This is a genomic window from Enterobacter cloacae complex sp.6700776 (genome assembly GCF_048284255.1).
Classification (GTDB): domain Bacteria; phylum Pseudomonadota; class Gammaproteobacteria; order Enterobacterales; family Enterobacteriaceae; genus Enterobacter; species Enterobacter intestinihominis.
In genome coordinates this window covers 46,541-63,769 of record NZ_JBLVYK010000015.1, presented here as the reverse complement: position 1 = coordinate 63,769, position 17,229 = coordinate 46,541, and the positions used below count along the sequence as shown (strand labels likewise).

General features: G+C 54.0%; 16 protein-coding genes. 1 reads left to right on the top strand and 15 read right to left on the bottom strand.

The window, feature by feature from the left end; genetic code table 11:
• Positions 1-62: 62 nt before the first annotated feature.
• From cpoB to mngA, 13 genes are all read right to left on the bottom strand, one after another.
• On the bottom strand, positions 63-851 hold the full coding sequence (gene cpoB / locus ACNQ0T_RS18145) for a cell division protein CpoB (protein WP_003858574.1): 789 nt from the start codon (positions 849-851) through the stop codon (positions 63-65).
• A 9-nt stretch (positions 852-860) separates the two neighbouring features.
• Positions 861-1,382 carry a peptidoglycan-associated lipoprotein Pal gene (gene pal / locus ACNQ0T_RS18140; RefSeq protein WP_003858578.1) on the bottom strand — a complete coding sequence of 174 codons (522 nt, stop codon included), beginning with the start codon at positions 1,380-1,382 and terminating at the stop codon, positions 861-863.
• A gap of 34 nt (positions 1,383-1,416) precedes the next feature.
• Entirely contained in the window at positions 1,417-2,709 is a 1,293-nt protein-coding gene (gene tolB, locus ACNQ0T_RS18135) for a Tol-Pal system beta propeller repeat protein TolB (RefSeq protein ID WP_022647472.1), read from the bottom strand.
• Positions 2,710-2,838: 129 nt separating this feature from the next.
• Positions 2,839-4,092, bottom strand: coding sequence for a cell envelope integrity protein TolA (tolA, locus tag ACNQ0T_RS18130; protein ID WP_023299616.1), 1,254 nt, complete (start codon positions 4,090-4,092; stop codon positions 2,839-2,841).
• Positions 4,093-4,120: 28 nt separating this feature from the next.
• Positions 4,121-4,549 (bottom strand): colicin uptake protein TolR, encoded by a 429-nt coding sequence (gene tolR / locus ACNQ0T_RS18125; protein ID WP_003858589.1) that lies wholly within the window; start codon positions 4,547-4,549, stop codon positions 4,121-4,123.
• A 3-nt stretch (positions 4,550-4,552) separates the two neighbouring features.
• Positions 4,553-5,245, bottom strand: coding sequence for a Tol-Pal system protein TolQ (gene tolQ / locus ACNQ0T_RS18120; protein ID WP_417930288.1), 693 nt, complete (start codon positions 5,243-5,245; stop codon positions 4,553-4,555).
• Positions 5,242-5,646 (bottom strand): tol-pal system-associated acyl-CoA thioesterase, encoded by a 405-nt coding sequence (ybgC, locus tag ACNQ0T_RS18115; protein ID WP_003858593.1) that lies wholly within the window; start codon positions 5,644-5,646, stop codon positions 5,242-5,244. The genes tolQ and ybgC overlap by 4 nt, the downstream gene beginning before the upstream one ends.
• 148 nt (positions 5,647-5,794) lie before the next feature.
• Positions 5,795-6,085 (bottom strand): cyd operon protein YbgE, encoded by a 291-nt coding sequence (ybgE, locus tag ACNQ0T_RS18110; protein WP_023305710.1) that lies wholly within the window; start codon positions 6,083-6,085, stop codon positions 5,795-5,797.
• Entirely contained in the window at positions 6,085-6,198 is a 114-nt protein-coding gene (gene cydX, locus ACNQ0T_RS18105) for a cytochrome bd-I oxidase subunit CydX (RefSeq protein WP_014169181.1), read from the bottom strand. Before cydX ends, ybgE begins: the two co-directional genes overlap by 1 nt.
• Before the next feature lie 14 nt (positions 6,199-6,212).
• Positions 6,213-7,352 carry a cytochrome d ubiquinol oxidase subunit II gene (gene cydB / locus ACNQ0T_RS18100; RefSeq protein WP_022647469.1) on the bottom strand — a complete coding sequence of 380 codons (1,140 nt, stop codon included), beginning with the start codon at positions 7,350-7,352 and terminating at the stop codon, positions 6,213-6,215.
• A gap of 15 nt (positions 7,353-7,367) precedes the next feature.
• Positions 7,368-8,936 carry a cytochrome ubiquinol oxidase subunit I gene (gene cydA, locus ACNQ0T_RS18095; RefSeq protein WP_023299615.1) on the bottom strand — a complete coding sequence of 523 codons (1,569 nt, stop codon included), beginning with the start codon at positions 8,934-8,936 and terminating at the stop codon, positions 7,368-7,370.
• Positions 8,937-9,617: 681 nt separating this feature from the next.
• On the bottom strand, positions 9,618-12,254 hold the full coding sequence (gene mngB, locus ACNQ0T_RS18090) for a mannosylglycerate hydrolase (RefSeq protein ID WP_417930287.1): 2,637 nt from the start codon (positions 12,252-12,254) through the stop codon (positions 9,618-9,620).
• Between the two features lie 23 nt (positions 12,255-12,277).
• The gene (mngA, locus tag ACNQ0T_RS18085; protein WP_023299613.1) at positions 12,278-14,194 is read right to left on the bottom strand and encodes a PTS 2-O-a-mannosyl-D-glycerate transporter subunit IIABC; all 1,917 of its coding nucleotides are present in this window, start codon (positions 14,192-14,194) and stop codon (positions 12,278-12,280) included.
• A 171-nt stretch (positions 14,195-14,365) separates the two neighbouring features.
• Here mngA and ACNQ0T_RS18080 point away from each other — a divergent pair, with 171 nt between their 5' ends.
• A complete protein-coding gene (locus tag ACNQ0T_RS18080; RefSeq protein WP_022647465.1) occupies positions 14,366-15,082 on the top strand; it encodes a GntR family transcriptional regulator in 717 nt (238 codons plus the stop codon).
• 86 nt (positions 15,083-15,168) lie between these two features.
• Here the strand turns inward: ACNQ0T_RS18080 and sucD are convergent, their stop codons facing one another.
• Positions 15,169-16,038: a succinate--CoA ligase subunit alpha gene (gene sucD / locus ACNQ0T_RS18075; protein WP_006809578.1), complete on the bottom strand. Its 870-nt coding sequence runs from the start codon at positions 16,036-16,038 to the stop codon at positions 15,169-15,171.
• Positions 16,038-17,204: an ADP-forming succinate--CoA ligase subunit beta gene (gene sucC, locus ACNQ0T_RS18070; protein ID WP_022647464.1), complete on the bottom strand. Its 1,167-nt coding sequence runs from the start codon at positions 17,202-17,204 to the stop codon at positions 16,038-16,040. Before sucC ends, sucD begins: the two co-directional genes overlap by 1 nt.
• Positions 17,205-17,229: the final 25 nt, after the last annotated feature.

Sequence of the window (17,229 nt, the reverse complement as noted above, 5' to 3'; positions counted from 1 at the left end):
CTTAACTGCTTAGGAATCATGCTGCACGACCAGAAATAACGCGATTTCTGGTCATGCGATAATCAACCCATCGAACTCAAACGTTTTTGCGCTTGTTTGGCGCCGTCTGTACCCGGGAATTTTGCAACCACCTGCTGATAAACCGCTTTGGCTTTTGCAGTGTCGCCTTTGTCCTGCATGATCACGCCGACTTTATACATCGCATCAGGCGCTTTCGGTGATTTCGGGTAATTTTTCACCACAGAGGCAAAATAAAACGCCGCATCATCCTTTTTACCCTTGTTGTAATTCAACTGACCCAGCCAGTAGTTCGCATTTGGCTGGTAAGTGGAATCAGGGTACTTCTTAACGAAGTTCTGAAACGCAACGATAGCATCGTCCTGGCGCGATTTATCCTGCACCAGGGCAATGGCCGCGTTATAGTCCGTATTCGCGTCACCGCTCTGTACAGGCGCACCAGACGACGCGGAGGCATCTGCCGCAGGTGCAGGCGTTGCCGCACCGCTTTGATCGCCTGCTGCTGGCTGTGCTGCTGCTCCGCCGCTGTTCAGGCTATCCATCTGCAACAAAATTTGCTTCTGGCGCTCCACAACCTGATTAAGCTGATACTGACTCTCCTGGATCTGACCACGAAGGGAATCAATATCATTCTGGTTATCGGAAAGCTGCTGCTGGAGTTGAGTTAAAAGCTGGCTGTGAGCGTTAGAAATACGCTCGAGTTGAGTGACCCGGTCTTCTACCGAGCCTGAGCCGACACTACTGATTGGTGCCTGAGCAAAAGCGGCCCAGGGGGCCGCTATTCCAACCAGTAACGACAGACTCATCAGATGATGTCTGAAGTTACTGCTCATGCAATTCTCTTAGTAAACGAGTACGGCACGACGGTTTTTGGAGTAAGCCGCTTCGTCGTGACCCAGTACTGCTGGTTTTTCTTTACCGTAAGAAACGATGGAGATCTGGTCAGCAGAAACGCCTTTACCCTGGAGGTACATTTTAACAGCGTTTGCACGACGTTCACCCAGGGAGATGTTGTACTCCGGAGTACCACGTTCGTCCGCATGACCTTCTACGGTGACTTTGTAAGACGGGTTGCTACGCAGGAAGTTTGCGTGCGCATCCAGCATTGCAGCGAAGTCAGAACGGATGTCGTATTTATCCAGATCGAAGTAAACGATGTTGTTCTGCTGTAACTGCTGCATCTGAAGACGCGCTTGCTCTTCAGAAGACATATTGCCATTGCCGTTAGCGTCCATACCGGTGCCGGCACCCATCATGCCTTCGCCGCTCTGGTCATTGCTTGCGTTCTTGTTAGAAGAACACGCTGCGATTGCCATAACAGGCAGAGCGATCATCAGCCCCTTCAGCACTTTGTTCAGTTGCATTTCTAAGATTCCTTTAGTAATCAATTAATTATTATTACAGATACGGCGACCAGGCAGGTGATTTTACCTGTCCATCAGTTGCCGGAAGACGCGCTTTGAAACGCCCATCTGTAGAAACCAGATTCAGCACGGATCCCATCCCCTGAGAAGAGCTGTAGATTACCATGGTGCCGTTAGGTGCCAGACTTGGCGTTTCATCCAGGAACGTTGACGACAGTATTTGTACGCCTCCCGTTACCAGATCTTGTTTGGCAATGTGCTGCTGACCACCCGCAGTGCTGACCATTACCATTGTTTTACCATCGGCACTGACGTCAGCATCCTGGTTCTGAGAACCTTCCCAGGTAATACGCTGCGCTGCTCCGCCGTTGATATTCACTTTATAAACTTGTGGACGACCCGCCTGGTCGGACGTAAAGGCCAGATTCTGGCTGTCCGGGAACCAGGTTGGTTCAGTGTTATTGCTACGACCATCCGTGACCTGACGGATCTGACCAGAACCAATATCCATTACGTACAGATTCAGGCTACCGGTTTTAGACAGGGCAAACGCCAGTTTGGTACCGTCCGGAGAGAACGCAGGTGCACCGTTGTGACGTGGGAATGACGCAACCTGACGCACGGCACCGTTAGAGAGCGTCTGGATGACCAGCGCGGAGCGGCCGCTTTCGAAGGTCACATACGCCAGCTTTGAGCCGTCCGGAGACCATGCCGGAGACATCAGCGGCTGCGGTGAACGGTGTACGGTGAACTGGTTGTAACCATCGTAGTCAGAGACGCGCAGCTCATAAGGGAACTGGCCGCCGTTGGTCTGTACCACGTACGCGATACGGGTACGGAACGCACCTTTAATACCGGTCAGCTTCTCAAACACTTCGTCACTCGCCGTGTGGCCTGCGTAACGCAGCCACTGCTTGTTCACTTTATAGGTGTTTTGAGCCAGAACGGTACCCGGCGCACCGCCGGTATCCACCAGCTGATAAGCGACGTTATAGCCGCCGTCTGGCGCAGGGGTAACCTGCCCGACAACTACCGCATCAATACCCAGCGCAGACCATGCAGCAGGCTGAACGTCCTGCGCAGTACCCGGCTGCTGAGGCAGACGAGAACGATCTAAGGGGTTAAATTTACCGCTGTTACGCAGGTCAGCGGCAACGATGCCGCCAATATCTTCAGGCGCAGCGCCCGGGCCTGCCCACTGGAACGGAACGACACCAATCGGACGCGCCGAGTCCACCCCTTGGGTGATTTCGATACGTACTTCTGCGTGCAGTACAGCTGCCCACAGCATTAAAAAACTAACTGCTACACGTAATGCCTGCTTCATCATATCTCCCTTATCTGGGTAACCTTACCCACGATAATTTAGCAGAATGTTAACAAACCCAAATAGACAAAACTACTTATCCTGTTTACGACCATAGACTGTTTTTCATACTTCCGTTAGAAGAGTTGATTACAGCTTAAAGTCCAGTTTGGCATCTTTTATCCTTTCATAAACAGCCTCGCTAGGCGGTTTAGGAATGTTCGCCGATCTGGCTGCGGCCAGCGCAGCCTGACAGAGCGCAGGATCGCCCCCTTCAGACGTCACGCTTTTCAACCTGCCGTCTGGCGCAAGATTGATGTGCAGTACGCATTGCTTGCCCTGATACAGGCCTGCATCAAAGAGTCGGCTCTGAATCGCAACCTGGATCTGTTTGGCATAAGCACTGATATCTGCACCTGTTGCCCCACCGTTGGCTCCGGAGGTACCGCTGTCTTTTGACGGCTGTCCATTTCCTTTCGCCCCACCGCCCGTTTTCGGTGCATTCTTACCGGAACTCAGGTCGCCCAGCAGATCGTCAACTCCTGCGGCTGCGGCAGCTTTCTCAGCGGCAGCGGCCTTTTTAGCAGCGGCTTTTTCGGCTGCTGCTTTCTTATCGGCAGCGGCTTTCTCAGCTGCAGCTTTTTTATCAGCAGCGGCTTTTTCCGCAGCGGCGGCTTTTTCTGCCGCAGCTTTCTCAGCGGCAGCCGCTTTCTTCGCCGCTTCGGCGGCCGCTTTTTTCTCTGCTTCCTGGGCGGCTTTCTTCGCGGCTTCTGCTTCGGCTTTCTTCTGTGCGTCAGCAGCGGCTTTTTTCGCGGCTTCGGCTTCCGCTTTCTTCTTCGCATCAGCAGCCGCTTTCTTTGCGGCTTCTGCTTCGGCCTTCTTCTGCGCGTCAGCAGCGGCTTTTTTCGCTGCTTCTGCGGCTACTTTCGCCTGAGCATCTGCCTGCGCCTTCGCATCTGCTGCGGCCTTGGCTGCCGCCTCTTCCGCTTGCTTCTGCTGTTCCTGAGCTTTCTTCGCGGCGGCTTCAGCCTGTTTCTGCTGCTCCGCCTGCTCTTTCGCCGCTTCCTGTGCCTGCAAACGCTCTTTCTCAAGCTGCTTCAGACGCTCCTGCTCGGCTGCCTGCTTTTCACGTAGCTCTTCCGCCTGCTGTTGCGCCTGTTTTTCACGCTGCTCTTCAGCGCGTTTTGCGCTCGCCTGCTGCTGTTGCTGACGATTATAGTTCTGCACTACCGCACCGGGATCTACCATGACGGCGTCGATGGATGAGCCTCCACCACCGCCCGATGCATCAATGTGCTCATCGAACGAACTCCAGATCAGCGCTGCAAAAAGAATCACGTGCAGCACTGCGGAGACGATTATCGCTCGCTTAAGCTTGTCGTTCTGTTCGGTTGCCTTTGACACTATCGGTTCCCAAAAACTACGCAGATGATCAAATAGGCTGAGTCATTAAGCCAACTGACTTAACGCCCGCGCTATGTAGCAAGTTCAGCGCTTTGATAATTTCATCATATGGTACGTCTTTCGCACCACCGATTAAGAAGACCGTCTTCGGATTTGACTCCAGGCGTCGTTGCGCTTCAGCAATAACCTGCTCTGGGGGGAGCTGATCCATACGATCCTTCTCGACCACCACGCTGTACTGCCCTACGCCGGAAACCTCAATGATGACCGGAGGATCGTCATTGGTGCTTACCGCCTGTGATTCTGTCGCATCCGGCAGATCCACTTCCACGCTCTGGGTGATGATGGGGGCTGTCGCCATAAAGATCAGCAGCAGCACCAGCAGCACGTCCAGTAACGGAACGATATTGATTTCGGACTTGAGCTCGCGACGACCTCGTCCACGCGATCTGGCCATGGTTTACCCCTTGTTGCTCTCGGTGCTGGTAAACGCCTGACGATGCAGAATCGCGGTGAACTCTTCCATAAAGTTGTCGTAGTTCAGTTCCAGTTTATTCACGCGCTGGTTCAGACGGTTATACGCCATTACCGCCGGAATTGCCGCGAACAGACCGATTGCGGTCGCGATCAGTGCTTCTGCGATACCCGGTGCCACCATCTGCAAGGTTGCCTGCTTCACCGCCCCCAGGGCGATAAAGGCGTGCATGATCCCCCACACCGTACCAAACAGGCCGATATACGGGCTGATGGAGCCAACGGTACCGAGGAAAGGAATATGCGTTTCAAGATTTTCCAGTTCGCGATTCATGGAGATGCGCATCGCACGCGACGCACCTTCTACCACGGCTTCCGGCGCATGGTTGTTAGCACGGTGTAAGCGAGCGAACTCTTTGAAACCGCTATAAAAAATTTGTTCGGAGCCTGAAAGGTTATCACGGCGTCCCTGGCTTTCCTGATAGAGACGAGAAAGCTCTATACCCGACCAGAACTTATCTTCAAACGCTTCGGCTTCGTGGCCAGCGGCATTGAGGATACGCGTTCTCTGGATGATGATGGCCCAGGATGCGATTGAAAAACCAATCAAAATCAACATGATAAGTTTAACCAGAAGGCTTGCCTTCAGGAACAAATCAAGGATATTCATGTCAGTCACTGCTTAAACTCCGCGACAATAGACTTAGGAAGCGCACGAGGCTTCATTATGGTTGGATCAACACAGACAATCAGGACTTCAGCTGAGTTCAGTACCGTGTTCTCTGCATTGACTATCCGCTGCGTGAAAACCAGTGAAGTTCCGCGCATTGATGTAATTTCTGTTTGGACTTCGAGCATATCGTCGAGTCTGGCAGGCGCAAAATACTCAAGCGTCATCTTGCGTACCACGAAGGCAACTCGCTCAGCCAACAGCACCTGTTGACTAAAGTGATGATGGCGCAGCATCTCTGTGCGTGCCCGTTCATAAAAAGCAACGTAGCTGGCGTGGTAGACCACACCACCGGCATCGGTATCTTCGTAATAGACACGTACCGGCCATCGAAACAGCGTTGTATTCACTTTACATCCCGGTAATACAAGAAAAGTTGGAGCTTTCAAACTTCGCTACTATACGCGCGGGAATGATGGTTTGGAATGGGGGAAAGTAAACGGAGAGTAAATTTTTATGGGCTCGGGTAAGCCCATATCATTAACGGACATTTCTTATTCAGAAGAAGAAGAAAATCAAACCGGCGAGAAGAACCAGATCGGCAATCAGCGGGCAGAAGATACCCTGCCAGTGAAGCGCTTTCGGATGAAAGCCGACACCGTGAATCACACCTGCACACACCGCCCACATAATCAGGAAGCCGTGCCAGATCTCAAGCTCGCTGGTTTTAGCCGCGAAGCGCGACGGGTCCCAGAAGATACAGCCCGCCAGCAGTAATGCCATAATGAGGGAAAGCGCCCGCAGGGGGCGCTTGTCCATTACCGCATATAACGTTGCGATAATATTCATTAGTGCTTATCTTCACCTGCTTTAGACGCTTCTACATGCTCAAGCGCCAGGGCAGTGATGACACCAAATGCACAGGCAAGAAGCGTCCCTAAAATCCATGCGAAATACCACATATTCAGCTCCTTACTTAATACATAGAGTGGGTGTTGCTTTCGATATGTTCTTTAGTGATGCGACCGAACATTTTCCAGTAACACCAGGCGGTGTAGAGCAGGATAATCGGCACGAACACGCAAGCAACGTACGTCATCAGGTTCAACGTCAACTGGCTGGACGTTGCATCCCACATGGTCAGGCTAGCATTCATCATGGTGCTGGATGGCATCACGAATGGGAACATAGCAATACCTGCCGTCAGGATAATGCACGCAAGCGTCAGGGAAGAGAACACGAACGCCATAGCGCCTTTCTCCAGACGAGACATTAACACTGTCAGCAGTGGCAGCAGCACACCCAGAGCAGGGATAGCCCACAGCGCAGGCATATTGTTGAAGTTCACCAGCCATGCGCCAGCCTGACGCGCCACCTCTTTGGTCAACGGGTTAGACGGTGCGGTATGGTTAATGGCGGAGGTCACCACGTAGCCATCAATACCGTACACGACCCACACGCCTGCCAGCGCGAAGCAGACCAGCGTCACCAGCGCCGCCACCTGAGCGGTCGCACGGGAACGCAGGTGCAGTTCACCTACGGTACGCATCTGGAGATAGGTTGCGCCCTGGGTGATGATCATCGCCACGCTCACCACGCCAGCCAGCAGACCAAACGGATTCAGCAGCTGGAAGAAGTTACCGGTGTAGAACAGACGCATATATTCGTCGACGTGGAACGGTACGCCCTGTAACAGGTTACCGAACGCCACACCAATGACCAGCGGTGGAACGAAGCTACCAATGAAGATGCCCCAGTCCCACATGTTACGCCAGCGGGTGTCTTCAATCTTGGAGCGGTAGTCAAAACCTACCGGACGGAAGAATAAAGAGGCCAGCACCAGAATCATCGCCACATAGAAGCCGGAGAACGCAGCCGCGTAAACCATCGGCCAGGCAGCGAACAGCGCGCCGCCTGCGGTGATCAGCCACACCTGGTTACCGTCCCAGTGCGGGGCGATGGAGTTGATCATGATTCGACGCTCGGTGTCATTACGACCGAGGAAACGGGTGAGCATGCCCACGCCCATATCGAAACCATCGGTGACCGCAAAACCAATCAGCAGAACGCCGATCAACAGCCACCAGATAAAACGCAATACTTCATAATCGATCATTTGATGACTCCTGTCTTAGCGTGCCGGCTGAGTAGTCGTAACAGACTGCTCGTAGTGGTAGCGACCGGTTTTCAGGCTGCTTGGGCCAAGGCGCGCGAACTTGAACATCAGGAACAGTTCAGCCACCAGGAACAGGGTATACAGACCGCAAATCAGCAGCATGGAGAAGATCAGGTCGCCTGCGGTCAGGGAGGAGTTCGCCACCGCTGTTGGCAGCACCTCACCGATCGCCCATGGCTGACGGCCATATTCCGCAACAAACCAGCCGGACTCGATAGCAATCCATGGCAGTGGGATACCGTACAGCGCGGTGCGCAGCAGCCATTTTTTCTCACCGATACGGTTACGAATGACTGACCAGAACGAGGCCGCGATGATCAGCAGCATGATAATGCCGCAACCCACCATGATGCGGAACGCGAAGTACAGCGGCGCAACGCGTGGAATAGAGTCTTTGGTTGCCATCTGAATCTGCGCTTCCGTCGCGTCGGAGACGTTCGGGGTATAGCGTTTCAGCAGCAGACCGTAACCGAGGTCTTTCTTCACGTCGTTAAATTGATCGCGAACGGCCTGGTCGGTAGAACCGGCGCGCAGCTGTTCCAGCAGCGAGTAGGCTTTCATCCCGTTACGGATACGCTCTTCATGCTGCACCATCAGATCTTTCAGGCCAGTCACCTGTTTGTCGACGGAGCGCGTGGCGATAATACCCAGAGCGTAAGGAATTTGAATGGCGAAGCGGTTTTCCTGCGCGTCCTGGTCAGGCACGCCGAACAGGGTAAACGCTGCCGGTGCCGGCTGGGTTTCCCATTCAGCTTCAATTGCGGCGAGTTTGGTTTTCTGCACGTCACCCATTTCGTAACCGGATTCATCACCCAGAACAATAACGGACAGAATCGCGGCCATACCGAAGCTTGCTGCGATAGCGAAAGAACGCTTGGCGAACGCGAAGTCACGGCCGCGCAGCATATAGTAGGAGCTGATGCCCAGCACGAACATCGCGCCGCACACATAGCCAGACGCCACGGTGTGCACGAATTTAACCTGGGCAACCGGGTTCAGGACTAGCTCAGCGAAGCTGACCATCTCCATACGCATGGTTTCGAAGTTGAAATCAGATGCGATTGGGTTTTGCATCCAGCCGTTCGCCACCAGGATCCACAGTGCGGACAAGTTGGAGCCTAATGCCACCAGCCAGGTTACCGCCATATGCTGGACTTTACCCAGACGGTCCCAACCGAAGAAGAACAGACCTACAAAGGTGGATTCGAGGAAGAAGGCCATCAGACCTTCAATGGCCAGCGGCGCACCGAAAATATCCCCTACATAGTGGGAATAGTAAGACCAGTTTGTCCCGAACTGGAACTCCATGGTCAGACCGGTTGCCACGCCCAGCGCAAAGTTGATACCAAACAACTTGCCCCAGAACTTGGTCATATCTTTATAAATCTGTTTGCCGGAGAGGACGTAAACCGTTTCCATGATGGCCAGCAGGAACGCCATACCGAGCGTCAGCGGCACAAAAAGGAAGTGGTACATCGCGGTCAAGGCAAACTGTAAGCGCGACAGTTCGACTACGTCTAACATTATGACTCCTTGCTCATCGCATGAAGACTCCGAGAGTGAACCCCGTTAGATAAGGATCCACACGCATGCCCCAATACAAAGTTATCTGCTTCCCTTCTTCGTTGCTTATTCTCTACAGGAGGAAAAAGCAATGATGAAAGGTTACAAATACGTTAAGAAAAAACCAAATTGATCCCGTAAATATAATACGCTGCAAAACCCTTACAATAAACAGGTTTTTATTCGAACAGATTTACGTTTTTCGACGGCGATCAATTTATAGCAAAATTACCACTTTTCGGCCATTTTGATCGGGAACAATTTAACGCCTTTTGGAGCCTTTTTCCAAGGATTAAACATTGATTTAAATCAAAAACAGCCGGCACTGTTAATGATGTTTCTTTGTGACATGGATAGTAAAAACCTTGTTAATAACATGTATATTTAAAGGCATTAATGGTTATAAAAGCCAGAAGATAATATAAACAGTTGTGATTTTTATTAACGCGTGTGAAAAAAGACCTTTTTGCAGGGAGAGAAACATATAATGTTATCCGCTTCACAGTATTTTTCTTTCGTTTTACTACCCGCCTAAAAGATTACATTTCATTCACCTTCGCTAATCTTAAAATTAACACCCTTTAGTGACTATTTGATGAAATAAAGGCCGCAGGGGATGCGGCCTTGATATTGTTCTTGAGATTACCTTTCAATTTTTATGCTGAAGGTCCGTGACTGGCCTGGCCTGAAAGGCCCCGTAATGGCTGAGCCCTCCTCCCCTTGCGCTTTGCACACCTCATTCATGTCCGTTTCGCAACAGGCCTGGACCTCACGGTTCACAGACAAAGCCACGTCACAGGAGCGGGTCTCCGAAGGGTTGTACAGACGAAGAATCATCTCGTCACGATCCTCCGCTTTTTTCAGCGCACTGAGTACACATCCGTTAGGCGCCAGCGTTAGCAGGCTATAGCTACAGGGTGTGGTGAAAGAGGCACGGTTAAGCTTCATCGCATCCCACGGAATTTTGTTATAACAGTGCACTGGCGTTAACCACGACTTCGCCTGCTGCGCAACGCCAGCACTGACGGGCGTACCATTAAAACTGAACAGGCTAAAGCGACAGGTTAACTGACCCCGCATCTGCGAATCAGGCACCGGCATTTTGATCCCGGACGGTCTGCCAGGGCGCAGAAGTAAGTCTTCCTTCCCAAGCAACCCGACGCCGCGAAGCAACGTCAGGGCAAACGTGTTTTGACGCTCACCTGTTACTTCAAATTCGCGCAACCCTTCGGTAAATAGCGCCATCCCGTTACGCCGTTCCTGGAGCACCGCGTAGTTGAGCAGATTCCACACCGGCAGCGGCGCTTCCTTCCATCCCTCCTCCTGCCAGTCTGCCATCGCTTCATCCTGTACAGGGCGCGTCAGCGAACCAAACTGGGTATCGGCTAAGACCGTCTCTGTGGTGAATGGTGTCGGGATCAGCACCCGCACACGGTGGTCATCCGCGTGATTTCCGAGACGTGCCTCGACGTCGATACGTCGGCTGTTATGGCTGAGCGTGACCGTGAGTTCTGCCTCAAGCGTTCCCGTCTGCTGACGCGCAGAACGTTCAGCGAGATCCGCTGGCACCGCCATTCGATGGCGGATCACCGCCCTGCTCTGCCAGGCCTCGTGGATCACCTCAACCTCATGTTCGCCCTGCGCGGAAGAGAGTCTCCACTCTTCCCGTGAAGGCGAGTAGTCGTACTCATCGCCATCATCCGAGCTCTCTTCAATTTCCAGCGCGCGGTCATAGATAAGCCCGGACGCTTTATCGAGCAGACGCAAAGTACCGTCCTCGTTTAACGTTACTTCCCAGAAAGCATTTTCCAGTAACGCCTCCGGCGATTTATTTGGCGTCTGCAGTTTACCGGCCACGTGCGGCTCGATATAGAGCGTGCGGTAACCCATAGATGGCAGGATCTGGGTGAGCTGGATGTCAAACTCCATGAAGGGATCGTAGTTGCCGTAATGCACTATCTGCCGGTCAATCAGCCCGGGGTCTATCTCACGCGTGCTGCGGAGATAATAAGGGATTTCATTTCCCTTTTCGTCCAACAGGCGGAACTGGCTGGCGCGCAGACGTATCGTGGTGTTGATCACTTCCTCACGCGGCCAGGGCGTGAGGTTAAACATCACCAGTTTGTCTTCCTCGCTCTGCGGCATGTTGTCGACAATCTTGCGCATATAGAAGCACGTCAGGTTATCGGCCATGTCTTCCGCCAGCTCAAAGCGTGACATCACCTCGCGATGCACTTTATCGCTGCAGCAGCAGCCGATACTGTCGTGGGCGTGATTCTTGAGGATCTCTTTCCACATTTTTTCCAGCAAGCCGTGGTGATAGTCAAAGCCCAGCGTCCAGGCAAGCGTAGCCAACGGCTCGAGGACGTTGACGATTTTATTCTCTATCCGGGCGTGGGCGATTTTGATGTCCATCCGCGTGGAGCCGATCGTCCGGTGCACCCGCATATATTTACCGTCAATAAATTCCCCTTTCAGCGTCGCCAGTTCATCGCGGTGCGCATCGATATGGTCAAACACCTCCTCGAAGCGGCTCATCACAAACTGACGCTGCGGATAGATTTTGCGCAGCTTATCCATCACCGCAAATATGTTCTGCTGGAGCGGCATCTGATCATGGCCGTTAGGCAGCAAAATTTCTTTCGTCACGGAGGCTTTTTCGAGCACCTCGAAGTAGTTGTCGAGCCGTTTGCGCAGTCCGGCTTCATCCTCCGGTAAGTACTTACCAATCGCGTAGCCCAGCGGCAGTACCTGTGCCGTCACTTCGCTGCCGTCCTGGCTTTGCCAGAGAAATTCGGTTTTATCGGTACCGTGCCGCTCGGAACAGCCGCGCCAGAACATGGTGCGCGTGATGCCAAAACCGTTGTAAATGTGTGGCAGCTGGGAAGACATGCCGAAGGAGTCCGGCAGATAGCCAATTTTCATCGGCTCACCAAAGGCCAGACAGTCGCGCATGCCGTACATCAGATTGCGCACAATCGACTCGCCGGAGACAAGGGTGGTGTCCGTCTGGGTATACCACGGCCCGATAATCAGCTTCCCGGCCGCCACCAGCGCCTTCACGCGTGGCCTGTTTTCCGGTTTCACGGCAAAATAATCTTCCAGCACCGCCGTCTGGCCGTCGAGAACGTAGTATTTATACTCTGCGTCCTGCTCAAGACGGGTGAGGATCTCTTCCATATTATTGACCAGAAGAATACGTGACGCTTCGGTGGTGAAGTACCACTCCCGGTCCCAGTGCATATGTGGCGTGATATGAACGCGAGATACAGCTTTCATCTTCGTTTCCTGTCAGTGCGTGTTTAGGATGGTATGTCTTCAGTCACGTAGGTACCGCTCTTCACGGCCTGGCGTCGCCAGAGCAGTAAAATGAGCGTAGAGATTGCGGCGCCCACCAGCGCGGCGCCAAACCAGCCGGCAGCGGCTATCACGCCGCCCAGCCCGGCATCATGCAGTAAGAAGAGAGAGAAAATGCCCGCGCCCGGGGTGGAGAGCCCAATACCCATCGCTCCGACAATCGCTCCGGTCGCCATTGACCCCAGAACAAATGAGCCGATGACTCGCAACGGATCCTCGATAGCCATCGGAATTGCCCCTTCGGTGATGCCCGCCAGCCCCAGCAGCCAGGTGGATTTGCCGGTCTCAATTTCGAACTGTTTAAACAGATTCGGAGCCAGCATCGTTGATGCCGTCACGGTAAAGGCCGAAACCATTTTGACGGAGGCGAAGATCGCATAAGGCCCGTATACGCCGTTGGCCATCGCGCCCAGACAGAACGCGTAAGAGGCTTTGTTGACCGGACCGCCCAGATCGAACGAGCACATAAAGCCCAGGATCGCCCCCAGCAGCAACGCGTTCGCACCGGAGAGACCATTAAGCCAGGCGGTCAGGGCGTTATTGATCCAGGCCACCGGTTCGCCGATCACAAACAGCATCAGACTGCCTGCGCCCAGTACGCCAATCACCGGATAGAGATAAAAGGTCAGAAAGCCGTTGTAGCGGCTACTCAGCCGGATGTGGTTTTTCACCCAGCGCATCAGGTAGCCCGCAATCAGCCCGCCGACGATGGCCCCCAGAAAGCCGGAGCCGATCATATTGGCGGCAAGGCCCGCCGCAAATCCCGGCGTAAGCGCAGGTTTATCCGCCAGCGAGTAAGCGGTATAGGCCGCCAGAACAGGAACCATCAAAATGCCGAGCATCCCACCGCCCAGTTTGCGGTACATCCACAGCCACGAGTTTTCCTGATCGAACAGGTGCTGCAAGCCCAGGATTTGCGCCAGGAGTACCGACACGGCCAGCACCGTGCCGCCAGCGACAATCAGCGGCACCGCAAAGGAGATACCGCTGAGCAGCGCTTGCTTGAGTTCGGTTTTAACGGACTTTTTCGCGTCCGTGTCGACGTGCGCAGGACGCGCATCGGATACAGGCTGTAGCGCCAGCGCACGCTCAATGAGCGCTTCCGCATGGCGCAAGGGTTCCGCGACGGGCACGGAAATGGCGGGGATCCCCTGAAAACGCTCACGCTCTTTGATCGCCACTTCCGCCGCGAAGATACACGCTTTTGCCTCCTGCAAATGCTGCGCGGTGATGCGCCCCTCAATACCGTTTGCCCCCTGCTTTTCGACCACTACATTGACGCCGAGCTTACGTCCCGCTTTTTCGAGATATTCCGCTGCCATGTAGGTATGGGCGATCCCGGCCGGACAGGCGGTAACGCAGACGATCGTCGGGGCATTCTCTGCGACGGCGGTTTCTTGCGCCTCAGGCGCCGTTTCCAGCGCAGCAAGCACCGCTTCCGCGCTGGTCGCCGTCATCACGTGCGCCCTGAGATCGTCATCCGCCAGGCGGGACGTCAGTTCCGTCAGCACCTGAATATGCGTTGATCCCGCTTGTGCGGGAGGAATGGCGAGCAAAAAAATCAGCTCGACCTCCTCCGGTCCGTCCACGCCTTCCCAGGCCAGCGGCTCGCGCAGTGTTGCCACGGCAAAAGCCGCTTCCTTTACTGCCGCTGATTTACCATGGGGTACGGCCAGCCCCTCGCCCAGCGCCGTCGGGCCAAGCGATTCGCGATGGAAAACCTCTGCCAGAAACGTATCGGCGTCGGCTATTTTGCCCAACGCTACCAGCCGCGTCGCAAGCTGACGGATTGCCTCATCACGGCTGGTAAACTGCGCCTGCACGCAGACAGCACGGGGGTCGGTCAGAGTCGTCAGGTTCATAAGATCCTCACCTATCCAAAGTTATTGTCTGGGGAGGATTGTGACAGACTGGATAATACATTTATGTGATCATTTTCACTAACAATGATATTTGTATTTAATTTGTATTATTTACAAATCAGTCACTGAAGGCATAATTCCCCTAAAAAGGTATTAAAAAGGCGTAACACAATGGGCAATAAACCGATGTACCGGCAGATCGCCGATGCGTTCCGCGAGAAGATTAACGCCGGGGAATTAAAACCCGGAGACGCGCTGCCGACGGAATCCAGCCTTCAGGAGGCATTTAACGTTAGCCGTGTCACCGTGCGGCAGGCTTTGAAGCTGCTCGCCGACGAGCAGATCATCGAAAGCATTCAGGGCAGCGGCTCGTATGTAAAAGAGGAGCGGGTGAATTACGATATTTATCAGCTTACCGGCTTTTACGAAAAACTGGCGGATCGCAACGTTGATACGCACAGCGACGTCAGCGTCTTCGAAGTGGTGAAAGCCGATGAGCGGCTCGCGGCAAAACTGGCGCTCAATCCGGATGATAAGGTCTGGCACGTCAAGCGCGTACGCTTCATCAGGGAAAAGCCGGTGAATCTGGAAGAGACATGGATGCCGCTGGCGATGTTCCCCGACCTCACCTGGGAAGTGATGGAACAGTCGAAATACCATTACATTGAGCAGGTCAAAAAGCTGGTTATCGATCGCAGCGAGCAGGAGCTGGTGCCAGTCATGCCATCGGACGAGGCGATTGCCGCCCTGGCGCTCGATCCGGCAAAACCAATTCTTGAAAAAGTTTCCCGCGGCTTCCTTAAAGACGGCCGGGTATTTGAATACAGTCGCAACGTGTTTAACACCGACGACTATAAATTCACTCTGGTGGCTAAACGCAGACAATAAAAAAAGGCCGCTTTACAGCGGCCAACCATGTCGAAACGGACATTTTTTTATACTTCAACGCGCCCCATTCGGGGAGCAGAGAGGACTTACTTAATGATGGATTTCAGTGCTTCACCGATATCCGCCAGGCTGCGAACGGTTTTCACGCCTGCGGCTTCCAGTGCTGCGAATTTCTCATCAGCCGTACCTTTACCGCCAGCGATAATCGCACCCGCGTGACCCATACGTTTGCCTTTCGGCGCGGTCACACCCGCGATATAACCCACCACCGGCTTGGTCACATGATCTTTGATGTAAGCAGCCGCTTCTTCTTCCGCGCTACCACCGATCTCACCGATCATCACGATCGCTTCGGTCTGTGGATCTTCCTGGAACAGCTTCAGGATGTCGATAAAGTTAGAGCCTGGGATCGGGTCACCGCCGATGCCCACGCAGGTGGACTGGCCGAAGCCGTAATCGGTGGTCTGCTTAACCGCTTCATAGGTCAGGGTACCGGAACGGGACACGATGCCCACTTTGCCCGGTTTGTGAATGTGGCCCGGCATGATGCCGATTTTGCATTCGCCCGGGGTGATAACGCCTGGGCAGTTCGGGCCGATCATGCGCACGCCTGCTTCGTCCAGCTTCACCTTCACGGTCAGCATATCCAGCGTCGGGATGCCTTCGGTGATGGTGATGATCAGCTTAATGCCTGCGTCGATCGCTTCCAGAATAGAGTCTTTGCAGAACGGCGCTGGAACGTAGATCACGGTCGCGGTTGCGCCCGTCGCTTCTACTGCTTCACGCACGGTGTTGAACACCGGCAGGCCCAGGTGCGTGGTGCCGCCTTTACCTGGCGTTACGCCGCCAACCATCTGCGTACCGTAGGCAATCGCCTGTTCGGAGTGGAAAGTCCCCTGGCTACCGGTGAAGCCCTGGCAGATAACCTTGGTATCTTTATTAATTAAAACGGACATTATTTCCCCTCCACTGCGGCAACAACCTGCTGAGCTGCATCCGTCAGACTTTTCGCTGCAATAATATTCAGGCCGCTGTCAGCCAGTTTTTTCGCGCCGAGTTCAGCGTTATTCCCTTCCAGACGTACAACAACCGGAACGTTTACGCCCACTTCTCCTACCGCGCCGATGATACCGTCGGCGATCAGGTCGCAACGTACGATACCGCCGAAGATGTTCACCAGAACCGCTTTTACGTTGCTGTCAGAGAGAATGATTTTGAACGCTTCGGTTACGCGCTCTTTGGTTGCGCCACCGCCCACGTCGAGGAAGTTCGCTGGCTCACCGCCGTGCAGCTTAACGATGTCCATGGTGCCCATTGCCAGGCCCGCACCGTTAACCATGCAGCCGATGTTGCCATCCAGCGCCACGTAGTTCAGCTCCCACTGGGCAGCCTGCGCTTCACGCGGATCTTCCTGAGACTGGTCGCGCATTTCGCGCAGATCCGCCTGGCGGAACAGCGCGTTGCCGTCAGCGCCCAGCTTGCCGTCGAGGCAGATCAGGTCGCCCTGGGTGGTGATCACCAGCGGGTTGATCTCGATCAGCGCCAGATCGCGCTCCAGGAAGATGGTCGCCAGCCCCATGAAGATCTTGGTGAACTGCTGAACCAGCTTGCCTTCCAGACCCAGTTTGAACGCCAGCTCACGTCCCTGGTAAGGCATTGGGCCCGCCAGCGGATCGATTGCCACTTTGTGGATCAGGTGCGGGGTCTCTTCCGCCACTTTTTCGATTTCCACGCCGCCTTCGGTAGATGCCATGAACACCACGCGACGGGAGCTACGGTCTACGACTGCGCCGAGGTACAATTCTTTCGCGATGTCGGTTGCCGCTTCAACCAGGATCTGGTTGACCGGCTGGCCATTCGCATCTGTCTGGTAGGTTACCAGACGCTTGCCGAGCCAATGTTCAGCAAACGCACGGATCTCTTCTTTGCTCTTAACAACCTTCACACCGCCCGCTTTACCACGGCCACCAGCGTGAACCTGACATTTAACTACCCACGGGCCGGAACCGATTTTAGATGCGGCTTCTTCTGCTTCACGCGGGGTAGTACAGGCATAACCCACCGGAGCCGGTAAGCCTGACCTGGCAAACAGCTGTTTGGCCTGATATTCATGTAAGTTCATGTGTTCTATCCATCCTTCAGGGTAA